This window comes from Arthrobacter sp. AFG20 (assembly GCF_002892795.1).
Lineage (GTDB): Bacteria > Actinomycetota > Actinomycetes > Actinomycetales > Micrococcaceae > Arthrobacter.
In genome coordinates this window covers 18,960-38,152 of record NZ_PJMC01000003.1, presented here as the reverse complement: position 1 = coordinate 38,152, position 19,193 = coordinate 18,960, and the positions used below count along the sequence as shown (strand labels likewise).

22 protein-coding genes are annotated in these 19,193 nt (G+C 65.6%); 11 read left to right on the top strand and 11 right to left on the bottom strand.

The window, feature by feature from the left end; all coding sequences use genetic code 11:
- Nucleotides 1-19 precede the first annotated feature (19 nt).
- Nucleotides 20-433 (bottom strand): cupin domain-containing protein, encoded by a 414-nt coding sequence (locus CXZ05_RS03855; protein ID WP_102971306.1) that lies wholly within the window; start codon nt 431-433, stop codon nt 20-22.
- 129 nt (nt 434-562) lie between these two features.
- On the opposite strand from CXZ05_RS03855, the gene CXZ05_RS03850 reads away from it, so the two are divergent.
- The 5 genes from CXZ05_RS03850 to CXZ05_RS03830 all read left to right on the top strand — a co-directional run bounded on the left by CXZ05_RS03850 (nt 563) and on the right by CXZ05_RS03830 (nt 5,440).
- Nucleotides 563-1,471 carry a helix-turn-helix transcriptional regulator gene (locus tag CXZ05_RS03850; RefSeq protein ID WP_102971305.1) on the top strand — a complete coding sequence of 303 codons (909 nt, stop codon included), beginning with the start codon at nt 563-565 and terminating at the stop codon, nt 1,469-1,471.
- Between the two features lie 343 nt (nt 1,472-1,814).
- The gene (locus CXZ05_RS03845) at nt 1,815-2,594 is read left to right on the top strand and encodes a hypothetical protein (RefSeq protein ID WP_102971304.1); all 780 of its coding nucleotides are present in this window, start codon (nt 1,815-1,817) and stop codon (nt 2,592-2,594) included.
- A gap of 101 nt (nt 2,595-2,695) precedes the next feature.
- Entirely contained in the window at nt 2,696-3,289 is a 594-nt protein-coding gene (locus CXZ05_RS03840) for a hypothetical protein (RefSeq protein ID WP_258006431.1), read from the top strand.
- A 2-nt stretch (nt 3,290-3,291) separates the two neighbouring features.
- Entirely contained in the window at nt 3,292-3,984 is a 693-nt protein-coding gene (locus CXZ05_RS03835) for a sortase domain-bontaining protein (RefSeq protein ID WP_102971303.1), read from the top strand.
- A 229-nt stretch (nt 3,985-4,213) separates the two neighbouring features.
- Complete coding sequence (locus tag CXZ05_RS03830; protein ID WP_258006430.1) at nt 4,214-5,440, top strand: glycoside hydrolase family 3 N-terminal domain-containing protein; 1,227 nt, start codon at nt 4,214-4,216, stop codon at nt 5,438-5,440.
- Between the two features lie 157 nt (nt 5,441-5,597).
- Here CXZ05_RS03830 and CXZ05_RS03825 read toward each other — a convergent pair whose 3' ends face one another.
- Together CXZ05_RS03825 and CXZ05_RS03820 are read right to left on the bottom strand one after the other, a co-directional pair.
- Nucleotides 5,598-6,563 (bottom strand): polysaccharide deacetylase, encoded by a 966-nt coding sequence (locus CXZ05_RS03825; protein WP_102971301.1) that lies wholly within the window; start codon nt 6,561-6,563, stop codon nt 5,598-5,600.
- A gap of 48 nt (nt 6,564-6,611) precedes the next feature.
- Nucleotides 6,612-8,144 (bottom strand): cytosine permease, encoded by a 1,533-nt coding sequence (locus CXZ05_RS03820; RefSeq protein WP_102971300.1) that lies wholly within the window; start codon nt 8,142-8,144, stop codon nt 6,612-6,614.
- Nucleotides 8,145-8,277: 133 nt separating this feature from the next.
- On the opposite strand from CXZ05_RS03820, the gene CXZ05_RS03815 reads away from it, so the two are divergent.
- From CXZ05_RS03815 to CXZ05_RS03805, 3 genes are all read left to right on the top strand, one after another.
- On the top strand, nt 8,278-9,879 hold the full coding sequence (locus CXZ05_RS03815) for a PucR family transcriptional regulator (protein WP_102971299.1): 1,602 nt from the start codon (nt 8,278-8,280) through the stop codon (nt 9,877-9,879).
- A 380-nt stretch (nt 9,880-10,259) separates the two neighbouring features.
- On the top strand, nt 10,260-10,604 hold the full coding sequence (locus CXZ05_RS03810; protein ID WP_219726528.1) for a PadR family transcriptional regulator: 345 nt from the start codon (nt 10,260-10,262) through the stop codon (nt 10,602-10,604).
- Nucleotides 10,601-10,996, top strand: a complete 396-nt coding sequence (locus tag CXZ05_RS03805; RefSeq protein ID WP_102971298.1) for a hypothetical protein — start codon at nt 10,601-10,603, stop codon at nt 10,994-10,996. Before CXZ05_RS03810 ends, CXZ05_RS03805 begins: the two co-directional genes overlap by 4 nt.
- A 270-nt stretch (nt 10,997-11,266) precedes the next feature.
- Here CXZ05_RS03805 and CXZ05_RS03800 read toward each other — a convergent pair whose 3' ends face one another.
- Genes CXZ05_RS03800 through CXZ05_RS03785 form a run of 4 tightly spaced genes read right to left on the bottom strand, consistent with a single transcriptional unit; the run spans nt 11,267 to nt 13,555 of the window.
- Complete coding sequence (locus CXZ05_RS03800) at nt 11,267-12,028, bottom strand: ABC transporter permease (protein WP_102971297.1); 762 nt, start codon at nt 12,026-12,028, stop codon at nt 11,267-11,269.
- Complete coding sequence (locus CXZ05_RS03795; protein WP_102971296.1) at nt 12,025-12,858, bottom strand: ABC transporter ATP-binding protein; 834 nt, start codon at nt 12,856-12,858, stop codon at nt 12,025-12,027. Before CXZ05_RS03795 ends, CXZ05_RS03800 begins: the two co-directional genes overlap by 4 nt.
- A complete protein-coding gene (locus CXZ05_RS03790; RefSeq protein WP_102971295.1) occupies nt 12,855-13,223 on the bottom strand; it encodes a DUF1048 domain-containing protein in 369 nt (122 codons plus the stop codon). The genes CXZ05_RS03795 and CXZ05_RS03790 overlap by 4 nt, the downstream gene beginning before the upstream one ends.
- 2 nt (nt 13,224-13,225) lie before the next feature.
- Nucleotides 13,226-13,555, bottom strand: a complete 330-nt coding sequence (locus CXZ05_RS03785; protein WP_102971294.1) for a PadR family transcriptional regulator — start codon at nt 13,553-13,555, stop codon at nt 13,226-13,228.
- Nucleotides 13,556-13,684: 129 nt separating this feature from the next.
- On the opposite strand from CXZ05_RS03785, the gene CXZ05_RS03780 reads away from it, so the two are divergent.
- Nucleotides 13,685-13,942 carry a hypothetical protein gene (locus CXZ05_RS03780; protein WP_102971293.1) on the top strand — a complete coding sequence of 86 codons (258 nt, stop codon included), beginning with the start codon at nt 13,685-13,687 and terminating at the stop codon, nt 13,940-13,942.
- Between the two features lie 121 nt (nt 13,943-14,063).
- On the opposite strand, the gene CXZ05_RS03775 is transcribed toward CXZ05_RS03780, so the two are convergent.
- Entirely contained in the window at nt 14,064-14,390 is a 327-nt protein-coding gene (locus tag CXZ05_RS03775) for a YciI family protein (RefSeq protein ID WP_102971292.1), read from the bottom strand.
- A gap of 366 nt (nt 14,391-14,756) precedes the next feature.
- Between CXZ05_RS03775 and CXZ05_RS03770 the strand changes: the two genes are divergently transcribed.
- Nucleotides 14,757-15,164, top strand: a complete 408-nt coding sequence (locus tag CXZ05_RS03770) for a hypothetical protein (RefSeq protein ID WP_102971291.1) — start codon at nt 14,757-14,759, stop codon at nt 15,162-15,164.
- A 62-nt stretch (nt 15,165-15,226) separates the two neighbouring features.
- Here CXZ05_RS03770 and CXZ05_RS03765 read toward each other — a convergent pair whose 3' ends face one another.
- Nucleotides 15,227-15,685 carry a hypothetical protein gene (locus tag CXZ05_RS03765; protein WP_102971290.1) on the bottom strand — a complete coding sequence of 153 codons (459 nt, stop codon included), beginning with the start codon at nt 15,683-15,685 and terminating at the stop codon, nt 15,227-15,229.
- Nucleotides 15,686-15,843: 158 nt separating this feature from the next.
- Here CXZ05_RS03765 and CXZ05_RS03760 point away from each other — a divergent pair, with 158 nt between their 5' ends.
- Entirely contained in the window at nt 15,844-16,395 is a 552-nt protein-coding gene (locus CXZ05_RS03760; RefSeq protein WP_102971289.1) for a dihydrofolate reductase family protein, read from the top strand.
- Nucleotides 16,396-16,464: 69 nt separating this feature from the next.
- Here CXZ05_RS03760 and CXZ05_RS03755 read toward each other — a convergent pair whose 3' ends face one another.
- Nucleotides 16,465-16,893 carry a heme-binding protein gene (locus CXZ05_RS03755; RefSeq protein ID WP_102971288.1) on the bottom strand — a complete coding sequence of 143 codons (429 nt, stop codon included), beginning with the start codon at nt 16,891-16,893 and terminating at the stop codon, nt 16,465-16,467.
- A complete protein-coding gene (locus CXZ05_RS03750) occupies nt 16,890-19,070 on the bottom strand; it encodes a malate synthase G (protein WP_102971287.1) in 2,181 nt (726 codons plus the stop codon). The genes CXZ05_RS03755 and CXZ05_RS03750 overlap by 4 nt, the downstream gene beginning before the upstream one ends.
- Nucleotides 19,071-19,193: the final 123 nt, after the last annotated feature.

Here is a 19,193-nt window from a genome sequence, read left to right as displayed (position 1 = left end):
GCGTTTTCTCCCTTCTTTCCTACTTCGCCACCGTGCGGGGACCGTTGTATTCCTCGTCGGTGACGTGCTCGAACCAGCCGCCGTCGGCCGGGTCCCCGCCGCTTTCCAGCATGGCCAGGTGCTCCATGTAGCTGTCCGGGGCGGCTCCGTGCCAGTGCAGTTCTCCGGGCGGCGTGTAGATGGTCTGGCCGGGGTGAACCTCGAAGAGCTCCCCGCCCCGGGACTGCACCAGCCCGATCCCCTCGGTGATGTGCAGGGTCTGGCCGTTGGAGTGGCTGTGCCAGGCAGTGCGCGCACCGGGCGCGAAGCGCACCTTGGCCACCACCATGCGCTGGCTGTCGTTCTGCGGGCTGGCAATCATGTCCAGCCACACGTCCCCGGTGAACTGCTCGGGCGGGTTCTTGACGGTGGGCGGCTTGGGCGCAATTTCCACGGTGATTCTCCTTCTTGTTCGTCTTCAGGTACCAGACAACCGCAGACAGGACAGGTAAGGGAGTCTCTGTTCTTAGGGGTACCGGCAGGGACTCCCTCACAGGACCGGAATGCCCCTAGCGTTATAGCCATGGACAACCGCACCGAAATCCGCGACTTCCTTGCCTCCCGCAGGGCGAGGATCACCCCGGAGCAGGCCGGCCTGCCCGATTACGGCGGCAACCGGCGCGTGCCTGGACTGCGCCGCGGGGAAGTTGCCTTCCTGGCCGGGGTCAGCATCGAGTACTACACCCGCCTCGAACGCGGGAACCTCGCCGGAGCCTCCGATGACGTGCTGGAGGCGCTTGCCAGGGCGCTGCAGCTGGACGAGGCGGAACGTGAGCACCTGTTCGACCTTGCCCGCGCGGCCAGTGCGGGAGGCAAGGCCCGTCGTCAACCTGCGAGGAAACAGACGATCCGTTCCAGCCTGCAGGCGGTCCTTCACGGGATGACCGGGTCTCCGGCCTTCGTGCGCAACGGGCGGCTGGACATCCTGGCCATCAACAATCTGGGACGGGCGCTGTACTCCGAGGCATTCGTCCGCGGGGAGCAGCAGGTCAACCTGGCCCGGTTCTGCTTCCTCGACCCGCGCGCCCTCACGTTCTATCCGGCATGGGAAGACTCGGCGAACACCACCGTCGCCCTGCTGCGCACCGAGGCCGGCAGGGACCCGTACGACAAGGCCCTGCAGGACCTCATCGGGGAACTGTCCACCCGCAGCGATGAGTTCCGCATCCGGTGGGCAGACCACAACGTGCGCCTGCACCGGACCGGCCTCAAGCAGTTCCACCACCCGGTGGTGGGCAACCTCGACCTGGCCTTCGATGCCATGGACCTGCCCGCTGATCCCGGACTGACGCTGACCGCTTACAGCGCGCAGCCAGGTTCGGCCGAAGAAGACGCCCTCAAACTGCTGGCCAGCTGGGCCGCGAGCCAGGAGCAACCCGCGTCTGGCTTGCCACGGCAGGCCGCTTTGGAGCCCGGGCCAGCCAAGGGCTGATCCGGCGAGGGACCTCCTGCCTCCTGCGGCATTTGAAACGCGAAGAGGCGTTAAAAAACCGTTAAGATTTCCGCCACCACAAAGGAAATGCTGTCGAAGCGGAGGGCGGCACAGTACCGTTGATCCATGCCGTCCTGCGATGGCCCCCAACACCGCAGGGCGGCATTTCCATGCCCTCAGCCGAAGGCTTCCGAGCCCATCCGTCCGCCGCTCCAGAGTCGCACAACTGAAGAAAAAGTAGGCCAGCTCACTTTTCCGCCCATCCGGCCGCGGCGTTGCTCCGAACTGCCTGTGTCCCATCCACGGGAGATCCACCACCACTCGCACGAGGAGAACGCTTCCGATGAATAAGACCCTGCGACTTTTGGCAGTCCCCACCCTCGCTCTGGGCGCACTGGCCCTGTCCGGCGCACCTGCCATGGCCCACGACGGCGACCACACCTACCAGGCCGCCCTTGGCCAGCTGAACGGCAGCTCCGCGTCGGGCAACGTCACCCTGCACGTCACCGGCGACCAGGCGCACGTGGTCCTCAACGTCTCCGGCCTCGCCACGACGTTCAACAACGCCCCGTACCCGCACGTGCAGCACATCCATATAGGCGCCAAGGGCCAGTGCCCCGCCCCCTCAGCCGATGCCAACGGCGACGGCGTCATCTCCACCACCGAGGGCGCCCCGGCCTACGGCAAGATCGGCACCACGCTCTCCACCAGCGGCGATACCAGCCCGGCGGCCGGCCTGGACCTCAAGGTCGCCGGCCAGGGCGGTGCCTACACGATCGATCGCAGCTTCCCGCTCAACGCCGAGACCAAGGCAGCCCTGCATAACGGCACCGCTGTCGTCGTTGTCCACGGGCTGGACCCCGCAACCCTGAGTGCCGCCGGCCAGGCCGCCAAGAGCGACCTCGTGCCCAGCCTGCCGCTGGCAGCCACATCGCCGGCCCTCTGCGGCACCCTCACCGCCGGCCAGATGAACATGCCGGTGGGCGGCGCGGACACCGGTGTTGCGCAGACTCCGCAGAAGAACGACGCCGGGGTGCTGGCTTTGGGCGGCGGCCTCGTCCTGGCTGCCGCAGCGGGCGGAACCTACAACATCCGCCGCCGCAGGGCAGCCGAGGCAGCGTAGGTTTTCGATTCCGGCCGCCGCGGATGCCTTGGGAGCTTCCGCGGCGGCCGGAGTTCTGCCCGCCCTATCGAAGAACCACACTCCAGGACAGGACGCTGAGGATGATCAGAGCAACGAAGAACCGCAACCACGCGATGGTGTCGCTGGCCGTGGCATCGCTGCTGCTGTCAGGCTGCGCCGCAGCCGCGGGAAGCACGGGGCGGGCTGAAACAGCGAGCGCACCGCCGCCGTCGTCGTCGGCGAGCGCAGCAGCTCAAACGGCCGGCCCCTCCGAGGCCTCCAAAATGATCTGCGGACAGGAAACCAAGGACGACATTTCCTCGATTCTGGCAGTAAAGCAGGCTCCGCACACGGCCGACAACTGGGCGGACAGCACCTACACCTGCACCTACCACCTCGCCGACGGCCCGCTCGTGATCTCGGTGAAGGAATTCCCTGATCCCGCCACGGCACGCAAATACTTCGACGCGCTCCAGGGCAAACTCGAAGCGGCACCCATCAGGGGCCTCGCCAACCTCGGCTTCCCTGCGGCCCAAACCGCAGACGGGTCGGTCATCTTCCTCAAGGACAGCAGCGCGCTGTACGTCAACGCCACCGGGCTGCCGGCCGCCGTCGGGCCCCAGAAGGTAGCTCCCACCGATTTCGCCTACCAGGTGGCCACCACCATCCTGGCCTGCTGGAAAGAACACCACTAGGCATGGACTCCTCATTCCAGCGTCTGCGCAGGGCGGCTGCCCTCCTGCTGTTCGGCAGCCTGGTCCTGACTGGCTGCGGAACCCAGGCGCCGCCGTCGGCCCCCACCGCAACGGCACCGCCGGCGGCGCCGTCCTCCGCCCCTTCCCCCTCGCCGCCACCAACCAAAACGCCGTCACCAACCAAAAGCACGACGGCGGCGGCCGGCCGGACAGCGATTGTGCCCTCGCCTGCCCGGCCGGCTCCCGCTCCCGTGTCGGTGGCCGTTCCGTCAATCGGGGTCCAGTCCCTGCTGGTGAAGCTGAAGCTCCGGGCAAACGGGTCGCTGGAAGTGCCGCCGGACGGGCCGGGGGCGCCTGCCGGCTGGTACTCCGGTTCGCCGTCGCCGGGTGAGACCGGTCCGGCCGTACTGCTGGGGCATGTCAACGCCACTGACGGCGGCCCGGGAGTCTTCGCCAACCTCCGCGGCTTGAAGACCGGCGCGGAAATCAGGGTGCAGCGCGCCGACAAGAGTGCCACCGTCTTTACGGTGACCAGGGCCGCCGCGTACAGCAAGAACGACTTCCCCACCTTCGAGGTCTACGGCAATACCAAAGGCCCGGAGTTGAGGCTCATCACCTGCGACGGCTACGACCCCGCCACCGGCCTGTTCAACGACAACTACGTGGTGTACGCCAGGCTCAAGTCGGCCGGCTGAGGCAGACCCCTTCCTTGGTCCGCTGCCTTCCCGGTCGCCGTCCTCCGCCGATTCGCCAAAAGGGGCCGCTCCAAGTGGCTTCGAAGCGGCCCTATTTGGCACAACGATGTGCGGCGGGGTATCTCCGGCACGGCGGAAACGGCGTACGCTCGTTGATATATGGGTGCCCCAGCTAAGCCGTGTGACTATGCATCATCTGAGTAAATTGGCAGTTATTGGAGCAGCGCTTTTGCTCGCTCTGTCTGCAGCGGGCGGGCCGCCCCAGCCCGCAACAAGCAAGTCCCCTTCAGCAGCACGGGCCGAGTTCCTGCCCGCGATGCCCCATCCCGCTATAAGCCAGCCTTCAACAGGCCAGCCTGCAGCTGTCCCCCGTGCTGTCCGGAAGCCCGTCGTCGGCCATACTGCCGCTGCGACGGCGGCACCCACTCCGGCGCAGCAGCTCGCCCGGCTCACGCTGGCGCAGCGTGTCGGCCAGCTGTTCATGGTGGCGGCCACGGCCACCGGAGCGGACGCCAACACCATGTCCGACCTCACCAGGTACCACGTCGGCAATGTCTATCTCGCCGGCCGCAGCCGCGCGGGCAGTGCGGCGACGGCCGCCGTCGTTCGCCGGATGACGGCGACCGTGTCGGCGGCCACCAGCGGAGGCATCCGACTCGCGGTCGCGACGGACCAGGAGGGCGGTTTCGTCCAAGTCCTCGGCGGGCCGGGGTTCTCCACGATTCCCACGGCACTGTCGCAGGGAACACTGACGACGGCGGCCCTCCAGGCCAACGCGCGTGTGTGGGGAAGCCAGCTGCGCGCGGCCGGGCTCACCATGAACCTGGCGCCGGTCCTGGACACAGTGCCGAGCAGACAGTTCGCCCCGCGCAACGCGCCCATCGGATTCTTTGGCCGCGAATACGGGTTCACGCCGCAGGCGGTCTCAGCCCACGGCGGCGCCTTTGCAGCCGGCATGCGACAGGCGGGCATCGCCCCCGTCGTCAAGCACTTCCCCGGCCTGGGCCGCGTTACCCTGAACACTGACACCACCGGGAACGTGAAGGACACCGTCACCACCCGCACCGACCCGTACCTGCTGCCGTTCCGGACAGCAATCCAGGCGGGCGCACGGTGGGTGATGGTCTCGAGCGCCTACTACACGCGCATCGACGCCGGCCACATCGCGCCCTTCTCGCCGCTGATCATGCGGACGATGTTGCGCTCGGACCTGCACTTTACCGGCGTCGTCCTGTCCGACGACCTGTGCAACGCGGCGCAGTTGGCTCCGTGGGCCCTGGGCACCCGCGCCACGAGCTACATCCATGCCGGCGGAACCATGCTGCTGTGCGCTAACCCCCGCGCCATTCCCGCCATGTACACCGCGGTGCTTCAGCTCGCGCAGCACAATCCTGCGTTCGCGGCGGAGGTCAACGCCGCTGCGCTGAAGGTGCTGACGGTAAAGGCCGGGCACTAAAGGCGAGAGTAGTAGGTCGGGTGAGGGTGTGGCCCGCCCCTGGTTGACCGTTGGCCGATCCGCGACGCACAACGCAGAAGCCCGGGAAGCGCGAACGGACACTTGGCGCCCTTGCCTGAAGGGCCTGAAGTGTCCGTTCGCGCTCGACCAAGCCGCGCTAGCTGAGCGCGGGAACCTGCACCTGCCCCGGCACGAACCGCGCGCCGTAACCGGGCGCGGCGGGAACCTCGATCCTGGCGTGGCTGTGCACCTCGCTCACCGTCGCCTTGGTGTGCTCCGCGATCTGCTCCAGCGTCGTCACCCACATGCCGTCCATGCCCTTGACCCGCTCGATCAGCCGCTCCAGGGCCACCGCCTTCGACGGCCGGCCCGAGATGAACGGGTGGTTCGTGAGCACGAAGCAGCTGCCCTGCGAGTGGTGCGCCTCCGCCTCGAGCGTCCACATCTCCAGCACCTTAGCGGGGCTTTCGATCACGCCGCTGCCCGTCACGCCGGGATAGAACGCGTACTGCTCCCAGTCGTCCAGGGTCCAGTCCACGGGGATCTCCACGATGTCGCGGGTGTCACCGGCACCGGAAGGAGAACCCGAGGCGACGGACATACGGTACGGTGCATCGCCGTCGAGCAGGCTCGAATCGTAGAGGAAGCCGCGATCAGCGAGCAGCGCCGGCGAGTGCCAGTTCAGTTCCCACCACGGTGCCCGGTAACCCACCGGTCGGATCCCCGCGACCTTCTCCAGCGCCTCCAGCCCCCGGTCCAGATAGCTCGCCTCGGTGGCGGCGTCGATCCCCTGCATCGGCTCGTGCAGGTAGCCGTGGTGGGCAACCTCGTGGCCGCCGTCGACGATCTGCCGCACCACATCGGGGTAGCTTTCGGCGGTGAACCCGGGGATGAAGAACGTCCCGCGGACCTCCTGCCGCGCCAGGATCTGCAGCAGCCGCGGCACCGCAACGTTGGGCCCGTACGACTGGTGGCTCATGAGCGACATGCGCCGGGTGCTGGTGGGGTCGTGCGCGATGACGCAGGATTCGGCGTCGACATCGAAGGTGAAGGATGCGGCGGCGGTAAAGCCGGCCGGCCAGGTGATGGGGTGCTGGGAATCCGCGAAGGCGCTGGTGCTCATGCCGGGGTTCCTTTCGTCAGGGGGCGAAGTGGAGAGGTGCAGAAGGATCTAGAGTTCGACGGCGGGAACCGGCTGGGGTGCCTCCGCAGCGTCAGGTGCGCTGGCCGCAACAGCCGCACGGCCGCCGTCGGACGTCACCGTCACGTACGGCCGGTGCAGCCGGGGGCCGAGAACCGCGTAGACCGCGGCGCTGGTGAGCCCGCCCGCCAGCCAGGACAGGTCCCAGCCGCCCAGGGCGACCGCAATCGGGCCCTGCATTACCGGAACCAGTCCGTACATGAACAGCCAGGTGGCCACGATGCCGGCGAGCAGCGACGTCACACCGGCCCAGTTGACCACAGGCAGGCGGCGGGTGCCGACGCCGTCGAACAGCCGTTCCACGTTGCCGGGCCAGCGCTTCTCCAGCCAGAAGAAGTGCACCAGCATCACGCCGCCCCAGGCAGCCACCCAGGCCACCAGGCCGATCAGCCAGGCGTCGAGAACGGCGGCGAAGTCCTCCTGGAAGATGAAGTAGACGACGGCGATGAGCGAGAAGACGCCGACGAACAGGTTGAGTTTGCGGCGGCTGATGGTGATGTCCAGGGCCTGCGTGGCCACCGAGAAGGTGTAGATGTTCAGGATGTTCGTGGCGATGGGGCCGTGCAGCACCATCAGGAGCACAGGCAGCGCCATGGCACCGAAGTTCTGGACAATGAGCTTGCCGGGGTCCACTTCACCGCTGTTGGTGGCGAGGCTGGCGCCGAGGACGCCGAGCCATACGACGGGGATGAACTGGCCCAGGACGGAGGCCAGGTAGACCTTTTTCTTGGGCACGGTGGTGCTGACGAAGCGGGAGTAGTCGGCGGCATAGGTGAACCAGGTGATGCCCCAGCCGATGCCGATGGCCGTCATCACCGCGCTCATGGCGGCGATCCGCTCGGAGCCTTCCAGGATGTTGCCTGCGGGGCCGGCGTAGGTCCAGTCGATCTTGAGGCCGAACCACGCGACGGCGGACATGACTGCCAGGATGATGATGGTGGGGGGCACAGTCCATTTTTCGAAGGCGGCGATTGCCTTGTAGCCGAACCAGGCGATGGCGACCTGGGCGGCCATGATGAACGTGGCGACGCCGATCTTCCAGGCATAGTTGTGGGCGGCAGGATCCACCCAGCCCAACGTGCCGAACAGGGCCATGACCAGATCGAGGATGATCCAGGTGTTGACGGCGCACCAGCCCACCACCAGCAGCGCCTGGATGGCGGCCGGTAGGTAGTTGCCGCGGCGGCCGAACGCGGCCCGGGCCAGGACCATGCCGGTGGCGCCGGTCTTTTGGCCGAGCAGGACGAAGCAGCCGAAGAGCAGCATGCCGATCAGGTTGCCCAGGACCAGGACGGTGACGGTGTCGGCGAACCCCAGTCCGAGATTGATGCCCAGGGCGCCGAGGACCCAGTTGATCGGGGCGAGGTTTGCGCCGGCCCAGATCCAGAACTGGCCGGAGACCTTGCGGGTGCGCGCGGATTCGGGAATGGGCTGGAGCCAGGCTTCGAAGTCCTCGGCCTGCTCCATTGCGGGCCCGGACTGCGGTGTTGAGGAGTTGTGCATCGGAAAAGCCTCCGTATGAGGAAGAAGAGCCTCCGTGAAGAAGGGATGACTTAAGCGTATGTGCGCCACATCACAGCAACAAGGTACGATCTGTCTAGCAGAATCGCCTGACCTATGACGGAGTGTAAGATCAGTGTTCCTCGAAGACGTCCTGAAGCACCAGACCGTCCAGGCGGCTGACCCGCTGCTGCGCGCCTCCCCGGACAGCGTGCCCGGCCGGCAGGTGCGGTGGGTCCACTCCAGCGAGGTTCTGGACATCGCTCCCCTGCTGCGCGGCGGCGAGCTTCTCCTCAGCGGCGGGCAGGCCCTGGCCACGGCTACCGATGGGCGGCGGGTCGGCTACGTGCGCGAACTGGCGAGCCGCGGCGTGGCGGCCCTGGCCATCGAGACCGGGCCTTCCCTGCCGGACATTCCCGAGTCGATGCTGGTTGCTGCCGAGTCCAACGGCCTGCCGCTGTTCGAGTTCCGCAAGGTGGCGCCCTTCGTGGGCATCATGCAGGAAATCAACTCCATCCTGGTCAGCCAGTCCGTGGAACTGCTGCAGCGCGGCGACGAGATCAGCCACGCCATGGCCGCCGCGCTCGCCCACGGCGGCGGGCTGGATGAGGTGCTCGGCGTGCTCGCCGAACAGACCGGGACCAGCGTCCGTTTGGTGTCGCCGGCGGGACTGACGCTGGGGAGTGCCGGAGCGGCCGACGGCGGGGGTTCGGGCGGCGGTCCGGGAACCGGTGCTGGAACGGCCGACGGCGGCGGTTCCGCCGCCGGTCCGCCAACCGGCGGTTCGGGGACCGGTGCCTTGGGAACCGGCGGTTCGGGGACAGTGAGTACGACGGCGGTCGAGGTTCCGGTCCGCGGTGTTCTGGCCGCCCGGCTGGAGCTGGAGCTGCCCGAAGGGATCGACCCGACGTTTGTCCGGGTGGCGGGTGAACGGTCCGTCGACATTCTTGGCCTTGCCCTGCTGCAGCGGATGCCGCCCGGCCTGAAGGAGCTGGCGGGGGCGGAGCTGATGCGCGCAGCCCATTCCGGCGCCCAGCCGTGGCGGCTGGAGCAGCTCGGCGCGGCGGCGGGGTTCGCCGTCGACGGTCCGGTAGCCGCCGTCATGATCCGTTCCGCCGCATCGGGCCGGCTGCGCCCGGCGCTGGACGCGGTCCTGGCCGGGGCGGTTCCGCATGCTGCCAGCTATGCCGACAAGCTGGAGCTCATCGCTCTGGCCGGCCTCCCGCGCGAGGGAACCCGGGCCGCGCGGTCGTTGCTGATCGAGGCTCTGGGCAATTTGGAAGTCCCGGAAGGTTCCGCGATCGCCGTCGGACCTCTGGGGCAGGGCATTGGCGAGGCGGCCTGGTCCATGTCGGAGGGCCGGCGGACGCTGGACTTGGCCCCGCGGACTGGCCGGCCCGGCGGTGGCTCCCGGCAGGTGCGGGATGCCGACGCGTTTAGCGCGGAACGCCTGGCTGCCGAGAGCATCGATGCCGGCGCCTGCCGCGATTTCGTCCGCCGGACGCTGGGGCCCATCCTTGAGCACGACGAGCAGCGGAACTCGCAGCTGCTCCATACTCTGACGGTGTGGCTCGACTCCGGTTGCAACACTGCGCAGGCGGCACGCGAGCTGCACCTGGAACGGCAGTCGATGTACCACCGGCTGCAGCGCATCTTCGACCTCTGCGGCGGTGATCCCCGGGGCACGGGCCGCCTCGTCGGCCTGCACCTGGCAACCCGCCTGGCCCCACTCCCCTAGCAGCCACCAAACGCCTCCTCACATCCCGTCGCCCAAACCCCAACCCCTCCTCACATCCCGTCGCCTCCCACCCGACGCTTCCCCACATCCCGTCGCCTCCCACCCGACGCCTCCTCACGTCCCGTCGCCTCCTACCGGACCCTTCCTCACATCCCGTCGCCTCCCACCCGACGCCTCCTCACATCCCGTCGCCTCCCACCCGACGCCTCCTCACGTCCCGTCGCCTCACACCCGACGCCTCCTCACATCCTGTCGCCTCCCACCCGACGCCTCCTCACATCCCGTCGCCTCACACCGATCACCTGCTGATTCGGCTGCTGGTTCGCGCGCGTTGTACGGTGAAGCTTGCCATGCAACCTAAGTAGTGCGACTATCTAAATGTGCATGAAATCGACTGGCAACAGGAGCTGACCAGGGCAGCTCTGCCGCATGCGGTACTCGCGGTGCTGACGAACGGAGAGATGCACGGTTACGCCATGCTCGAAGTGTTGAGCTCCCGCGGGTTCCCCAAGATCAAAGGCGGAACCTTGTATCCGCTGTTGAAACGCCTGGAAGACCAAGGCCTCGTCGGCCATGAGTGGCAGCACGACACAGCAGGGCCCGGACGCAAACAGTTCACCATCACAGAACACGGCCGCCGTGAGTTGGCAAGAGCGGCGAATGCGTGGTCTCAGATGGATGAAGTGCTGAAGAATTTTCGGGCAGACAGACAGGAAACCCCATGAAATACGAGCGTGACCTCGCCTTTAATCTCCGGATACGCGGATTCTCGGAACGTGAAATCGCTGAATCATTGGAAGATGTTCGGTCGCATGAAGCGGCTACAGGAGTGCCAGCGAGAAATGAATTTGGCACTGCCGCTGAGTATGCCAAGCAGTTTCCGAAGAGGAGCCGCTGGTCACGGGGGAAGGTCGTCGGCGCCGTCGCTACGCTGCTGGCTCTCGCGTACGTGCTGGTAACAGTCCTCCTGATGTTCGTCGGCGTTGACATCCGGACGTACGTGGGACCCATATCGCTCATGCCGGCATTGGCATTGGTCTTCGGCGGCAACCTCATCGGATTTCTTGTCGACTACCTGAGACCGGCACCGCGGCTCACTCAAGGTGTACCGGCCTAGATCCAGTGCTCACCGCTGTTCGGCGGCCTAGTTAAGACGACGTTCGGGATATACCGGCAACTTGTGAGGGAGCGTTCCCGGGAAACCGGCAAGAGTGAGGGAGCGTTGGGCATGAAGCGACGAAAAGTGAGGAAGCGTGCGGGACATCAGACGCGTCCTCACGTCCAGTCGCCCAAAGCCCCACGCGTCCTCACGTCCAGTCGCCTAAACCCAAACGCTCCTGCAGTCCGCAGAAGTGTTTCGGTTGAAGCGACCAAGGCCCACGCAGCCCTACGTGATCTTGCGCCGGTAAGCCGCCATGGCCAAGACGTACGCGAGAACGAGGATCCCGAGGCACCAGGCCAGGGCAATCCAAATGTCGACGCCGACCGGCCGTTGCGCAAACAGGTCCTGGATGGTGTTGACGATCGACGTGACCGGCTGGTTCTCGGCGAACGCCCGCACGGGTCCCGGCATGGTGGCCGTGGGGACGAAGGCCGAACTGATGAACGGCAGGAAGATCAGCGGGTAGGAGAAACCGCCGGCGCCGTCCACGGACTTCGCTGACAAGCCGGCGATGACTGCGATCCAAGTGAGTGCCAGCGTGAACAGCGTGAGGATTCCGACGACGGCGAGCCACTCCAGCGGGCCTGCCGACGTCCGGAAACCCATGACCAAAGCAACCAGCACGATGATCACGAGCGAGAGCCCGTTGGCTGCCAGGGATGTCAGGACATGGGCCCACAGCACCGACGACCGTGCGATCGGCATGGACTGGAAGCGCTCGAAAATGCCGCTCTTCATGTCGGTGAACAACCGGACGGCGGTGTACGCGATGCCGGACGCGATCGCGATCAGCATGATCCCGGGAAGCAGGTAATTGATGTAGTTGTCGGCGCCTGTCTTGATAGCGCCGCCGAACACGTAGACAAACAGCAGCATGAGGGCGACCGGCGTGATCGCCGTCGTAATGATCGTGTCCGGGCTGCGGCTGATATGGCGCAGGGAGCGGCCCAGCAGGACGGCCGTGTCGCCGAAGAAATGCTTGCTCATGGCCGGTCCTCACGTGATGCGACGCTTGATGCGACGACTGGTGTGGCACTCGACCCGACTTTGTCGTCCTTCCCCACCAGTGCGAGGAAGATGTCCTCCAGGGTCGGCTGCTTTTCGACGTACTGGACCTCGCCCGGCGGCAGCAGCCGCTTCAGCTCGGCGAGCGTGCCGTTGGCAATGATCCGCCCCCCATGAAGAATGGCGATCCAGTCCGCGAGTTGCTCGGCCTCGTCGAGGTACTGCGTGGTGAGCAGAACGGTGGTCCCCTGCTTGGCCAGCTCCTTGACAACCTGCCACACTTCGATGCGCGCTTCGGGGTCGAGCCCCGTCGTCGGCTCATCAAGGAAGATCACCTTCGGCTCCCCGATCAGGCTCATGGCGATGTCGAGGCGGCGGCGCATGCCTCCGGAATACGTGGACACCTTCCGCGATCCCGCGCCGGCGAGGTCGAAGCGCGCCAGCAGATCATCCGCCACCTTGCCGGGGTCCTTCAGCTGCCGCAGCCTGGCTACCAGCATCAGGTTCTCCCGGCCCGAGAGGATCTCGTCCACCGCGGCGAACTGTCCGGTCAGACTGATGGATTCCCGAACTCGGACTGGTTCCGACGCAACGCCGAACCCATTCACGGTGGCCGTGCCGCCGTCGGGCTTTAACAGTGTGGACAGGATCCGCACCATCGTGGTCTTACCTGCCCCGTTCGAGCCGAGAAGGGCGAAGATGCTGCCCGCCGCCACGTCGAAGTCCACGCCGCGCAGTACCTGCAAAGACTTGTACGACTTCTCCATGCCCCGCACGCGAATGGCAGGAACGGCTGAAGCGCTGACGCTCATGGGACTTCCTCCTTCGCAACGCTCGCGATTGCCTCGCTGAGCCGTCTCCGCTCCTTGCTGATCCACTGTCCCTCCGAGTAGTTCTGGAGAAACGTCTCCGCGAACTCCACAGGGTCCTCCCCGACGATCTCCCGGACCGGGGTTCCGCCAGCCGCGCTCTGCTCGAAGAGATCCGCCAGATCCTCGAGCATCTTCACCAGGGTCTCCCCTTTTGTGATCGCCCCGAAGTACGTCAGGTACCGCTCCAAGGCATCGATCGCTGTGCGATAGTTCGCGGGAAGCTGCTTGGTGCGTGCCTTGTACTGCTTGTACTGCTTTTTCTGTTCGAGCGAGCCGGTGACCTGCTCTATCCATCCCATGGCCATGCCTAATTCCCTTCATCGCGGAGCTGTTCGAGCCGCTCGGCCAGAAAGCTCCATGTTGTCCAGAACTCCTTCAGGTACTCGTCGCCCTGGGTGTTGAGCGTGTACACCTTGCGCGGCGGGCCTTTCTCTGACGGACGCTTCTCGACGTCGACAAGACCCTTTTGCTCGGTCCTCACCAGCAGCGCATACACGGTTCCCTCGGCGATATCGGCGAAGCCCCTGTCCCTGAGCAGCGTTGTGATCTCGTATCCGTACGCCGGTTTCCCGGTGAGGAGGGCAAGAACGATGCCCTCCAGCGTCCCTTTGAGCATCTCCGTCATTTGCCTGCCCACCGGACACCTCCTCCAGCTACTTAGTAGTACTAGCTACCAGTACATAGTAACGCTAAGTAGACGAGTTGCAAGGCCTGGTGGAGAGGAGCCGGACACCGGTACCGTTGTCGCCAAAAGGGAGGTCCCACAATGTCAGGATCTGATTTCTCCGCACTCCACGACCGGGCCGCCAACGGTGATCCCGATGCAATCGGCGAACTTATCGAACTCGCCGCGGAACGGGAGGACTTCGATTTACTCCGGCAGCTCGCCGCCAACGGCAGCCAGGACGCCGCGGACCAGCTCGTCGAGCTCGCCACCGAAAAGGGCGACGTCGAAGAACTTCGGCGCCTCGCCGCCGGCGGCAGCAGGGACGCGGCAGACGTTCTGTCCGAACTGGAAAGTTAAGGCGGAGCGGACGACGGCGGCCACTCACCTTAAGGGCGGAGCGGACGACGGCGGCCACTCACCTTAAGGGCGGAGCGGACGACGGCGGCCACTCACGTTAAGGGCGGAGCGGGGCTGAGAGCTACTCGCCTAGCGGCCACACCGGCCTGATCTCGATCTTGCCGAATTTCGCCATGGGGTGCTTGGACGCCACCTCGATCGCCTCGTCGAGATCGGTGCATTTGATGATGTCATAGCCCGCGATCCACCCCTGCGTCTCCGCAAACGGCCCGGCCGAAACCACCACTTCTCCCCCGCGAACCGTCACAGTGGTCGCATCCTCCACAGGACGCAGCCTGTCCCCGTGCAGGGCCACACCGCGGGTTTCCATCTCGGCACCCCATTCCTCAATGTTGTCCTCTGCGGCCACATACTTCGGCGCTGCGGGATCGGTACAGATGAAAAGCATGTATTCCACGATGACTCCCCTTAGCTGGCGGTCGGATACCCGCAAGATACCCCATCCGGAAGTCCGACGGCGGTGCTCGCCTGGATATTCAACGTCCAGGAAACAGAGGTGAGGAAGCGTTTGGGGTGAAGCGACTAGAGGTGAGGAAGCGTTTGGGGTGAGGCGACGAAAAGTGAGGAAGCGTTGAGGACACGGAAGGGCCATCGCTGACGGCGACGAGAACCTGGCATCCTCGCTGGCAGAGAACGCCATTCTGGAATTCGAAACGATAGTCCGAAAAGTTCCCTAAACCAGAACCGACGTGTAGCGTCAGGGCAACGCCACGCCTGAGGGGGCAGCGCTATGAATCGTTACTCAGTTCCGCTAATGGCAGCCGTATTGGGCGGGTTGCTGCTCACCGGCTGCTCGGCCCCATCAGAACTCAAGGCACTCGACCGCCCGGCGACGGCGGATGACCGGCTCCCGGACGGAGTCCAGGTCAGCGATGTCGAGAATCCGGAGAATATCCGCCTGCTCGCGGTGGATGACGGGGTCAAGTACTTCGCCGTAACTAAGCAAGAATCCCATGCGGCATGCCTGATAGTTGTTCCGACCGCCACTCCCCCGATGTGGGGATCGAGCTGCTCGAGCCCGGTGACCGACGGCGAGATCGTCAAGGTCGATGTCCGCGGCGCCGGGTCCACGATGCTCGTCACAGACGGCTACGACACGAACCATCTGCAGTCAGAGGGCTGGAAAAAGGTACACGACAACGTGCTGGTCGCCCGCAGCTAGCCCGACCTGTCGCTTCCTCACATCCTGCCGCTTCCCACCCGACGCTTCCTCACATCCTGCCGCTATGGGTTGACGGTGGCTCTCACGACTGAGAAGAGCCTGAAGTAATTCGGGCACAGGCTCAATTTCTCATCAGCCGGAACACGCGCACCGTCCAGGGCCACGTCGTCCCCATCGGACAGGGATGAACCATCCGGCAGAGCAAGTGATTCGCCCTTGAAAGTAGTGCCTTCCGGGAAGACCAGCGTTGTTGTTTCTCCGTCGCGAGTGCGCACCACGATGCATCCGGCCCCGTCCGCCGCAAGGCTGCCGATGAGCTGGCCGCCTTGCTCGGGAGCCGACGAGACTCCGGCGTGCACCACGGCCTTCTTGCCTCCCGCACTTTGCACCACCGCCGTCGGCATCTCCTGCCGGACCGAAGGCACAGCCGACGCCGCTGCCGGGTCCGCCTGCGGCACCGAACATCCCGCAAGCAATAGCGCCATGGCCGTGGTGAGGCCGAAGGCAGCCCGGTGCAACATCGTTGCCCCCTAAAGATTTCGACGCCGATTCCTGGCCCCAGCATAGGATACTGGCAACGGCCGCTCGGCAGCCGCCGCCGGTTTCAGCGAAAAACCTTCCCCCGGCGGCCGTCGACGAATACCGTAATGCCTGACGACGACCTTATTTGGAGGCATGGATGCGCAAAGTGACCGCCGGACTGTTCCACTCCGTAGACGGCGTGGTGCAGGACCCGTTCAAGTTCCAGTTCGACAGCTTCGATGAGGATTTGGGCAAGGGACTGACCAAGATGATCAACACCGTGGACACAGTCGTCCTCGGGCGGGTCAGCTATCAGGAATGGGCGGGCTACTGGCCGAACGCTTCCCGAGACGAGGACTTCGCCGCCTTCATCAACCCGGTGGAGAAGTTCGTCGTATCGCGCACCCTGTCGGAGCCGCTGGAGTGGGAAAACTCGCGCCTGGTCGACGCACCGCTGGAGGATTTCGTAGTGGATCTAAAAAAGCGCGACGGCGGCGAGATCGCCGTATGCGGCAGCATTTCAGTCACGCGGCAACTGCTGTTCGCCGGCCTGCTCGATGAGTTGACGCTCATGACGCATCCCGTAGTGGCCGGCAGTGGGCGGCGGCTGTTCGAGGACGGCGACCCGCTCACAAGGCTGGAACTGCAGGACCAGTACAGGACCAGCAAGGGCAACGTCGTCAGCACCTACAGCGTGCGCAACGACTGAACCAGTCATGCCGGGACCCGCCGGGCCCACGCGCGTGAGCGTGAGCCCGGCGGGTCCGGTCACCGTCGGTCAGGCCACCTGCGCCGTCAAACCGGACGCCTTGATCGCCGTCGCCGCCGCGGTCTCGTCATTGTCAGAGCTGTCCCCGCTGATGCCGACGGCACCCTTGAGCGTGCCGTCGTCATCGCGCACGAGAACGCCACCGGGCACCGGGATCAGGCGGCCGCCGAGAGCGGCGGTCGCAGCGGTGATGAAGTAGGCCTGCTGCTCCGCGCGCTCCATGAGGGCCCGCGAGCCCATCCCGAGGGCAACGGCCCCATAGGCCTTGCCTTGGGCAATTTCAAAGCGGTTATTCGAAGCGCCGTCCTGGCGAGCGACGGCGATAACGTGGCCTCCGGCGTCGAGCACGACGACGGTCAGCGGTTTGAATCCATGCTGCTGACCCGACTCGAACGCGTTGGCGATGATGGATTGGGCAGTCGCTAGGTCAATGCTCATGGGGTGCTCCTGACAAGGTCGTCGATGTGTTTCTGCGTGGCCCGCCGCCGGTGCAGAACGGGTTCGGTGTATCCGGACGGCTGCGCGATGCCGTCAAGTACAAGCTCGCGGGCGGCCAGGAACGCTTCGGTGTCGAACGCCGGGGACATCGGCAGATAGTCCGGATCTGAGGCGTTCTGCGCGTCGACGACCGCGGCCATTCTGCGCAGCGATTCTTCCACCTGCTCCGTGGTAACAACGCCGTGCCGGAGCCAATTGGAGACATGCTGCGAGCTGATACGGCAGGTGGCCCGATCCTCCATGAGTGCCACGCCGTGAATGTCGGGAACCTTGGAGCATCCGACGCCGGCGTTCACCCAGCGCACGACGTAGCCCAAGGTGCTCTGGATATTGTTGTCCAGCTCGTTGCGTCGAGCATCGGCGTCCCAATCGGAGGGATCCCCGACCGGGATGGTGAGCAGTTGCCGCAACGTGGACCGGCGTGCCCCGCCGAGCTCGGCCTGCCGGGCATCCACGTCGACCTGGTGGTAGTGGATGGCGTGGAGAGTCGCGGCGGTCGGCGAGGGAACCCAAGCGCAGTTGGCCCCGGCAAGCGGGTGGGCGATCTTTTGGGCGAGCATGTCCGCCAGGTTGTCCGGCGCCGCCCACATGCCCTTGCCGATCTGGGCCCGGCCGCGGAATCCGCACTCCAGTCCAATGTCGACGTTGGCGTCCTCGTAGGCGGCAATCCAAGCGGAGGAGCGCATGTCGGCCTTGCGCACCATGGGCGCCGCCAACATGGAGGTGTGGAGCTCGTCGCCTGTGCGGTCCAAGAATCCGGTGTTGATGAATACGACGCGATCGCGTGCCTCCCAGATGCACGCTTTGAGGTTGGCCGAGGTGCGGCGCTCCTCGTCCATGATTCCGATCTTGAGGGTGAGCGGGTCAAGGCGCAGCACGGACTCCGTGCCCGCGAGTAGGGCGCAGGCCACAGCCACTTCGCGCGGGCCGTGCATCTTTGGCTTCACGATGTATACCGAGCCGCTCCGAGAGTTGTGGCCGGCGTTCGGCCCGCGCAAGTCGTGCACCGAGCCGAGGCCTGTGAACAGGGCGTCGAGGATTTCTTCCGGCACCGGATCACCGGCCGCATCAAGAACGGCGTCGCTCGTCATAAGGTGGCCGACTTGGCGGATGAGAAGCAGCGAGCGGCCAGGCAGAGACAGTTCGGAGCCGTCGGGTGCGGTGTAGACGCGGTCGGGGTTCAACCGACGGGTATAAGTGCCCGAGCCCTTGGCGACCTCGGCGGTCAGCGTGCCCTGCATCAGCTGAAGCCAGTTGCGGTAGCCGACCACCTTATCCTCGGCGTCGACGGCCGCCACCGAGTCCTCAAGGTCCATGATTGTCGTGACCGCGGACTCCAGCACGATGTCCTTGACGCCAGCCGGATCGCCCTTGGCGACGGGATGGGTGAAGTCGATCTGGATCTCCACGTGCAGGCCGTGATGGACGAGCAGCACGGCCTCCGGCTCCTCCGCGGTTCCGCGATAGCCGCGGAGCTGGTCGGGCTTGGCCAGCTCTGTCGTGCCGTTCGGGGTCTCGGCGACGAGGACGCCGCCTGCGACACGGTAGGCGGTAACATTCGCGTGCGAGCCGGCCGCCAAGGGCGCGTGCTCGTCCAGGAACTGTCGCCCGCGGGCGACGACGGCGGCACCCCGGACAGGGTTGTAGCCGCCCGTTCGTTCACGTCCCTCTGCTTCGTCGATGACGTCGGCGCCGTACAAGGCATCGTACAGCGAGCCCCAGCGGGCGTTGGCCGCGTTGACGGCAAAGCGTGCATTCAGCAGCGGCACCACCAGTTGGGGTCCGGAAACCGTGGCGATTTCGGGGTCAACCCGATCGGTCGTGATGGTGAAATCCGCAGGCTCATCGGCCAAGTATCCGATCGAACGCAGGAACTCCTCGTAGACCTCAGGATGCGCCGGGCCGTTCGAGCTGTGGAAGTCGTCGAGCTGCTGTTGCAGCCGGTCACGAGTGCCCAGCAGCTCGCGGACTTGCGGCGAGAACTCCCTGATTAGCGCCCCGGCGCTGCTCCAAAATGCCGCTTCCTCGAGACCGGTGCCTGGCAACGCCTCGTCCCGGACGAAGGCATAGAGCTCTTCGGCGATGCTGAGGCCGTTCATTTCTATTCGATTCGACATGCTTTTCGCCTACTCCTAAAATTCCGCAAAGCGGAAAGAACTTTTCAATAAGTAGAACTTAGCCAGCACCGCAATGCCTGTCAACGGTGAAAAATTAGTTGCGGAAGACCATTGACTAATGGT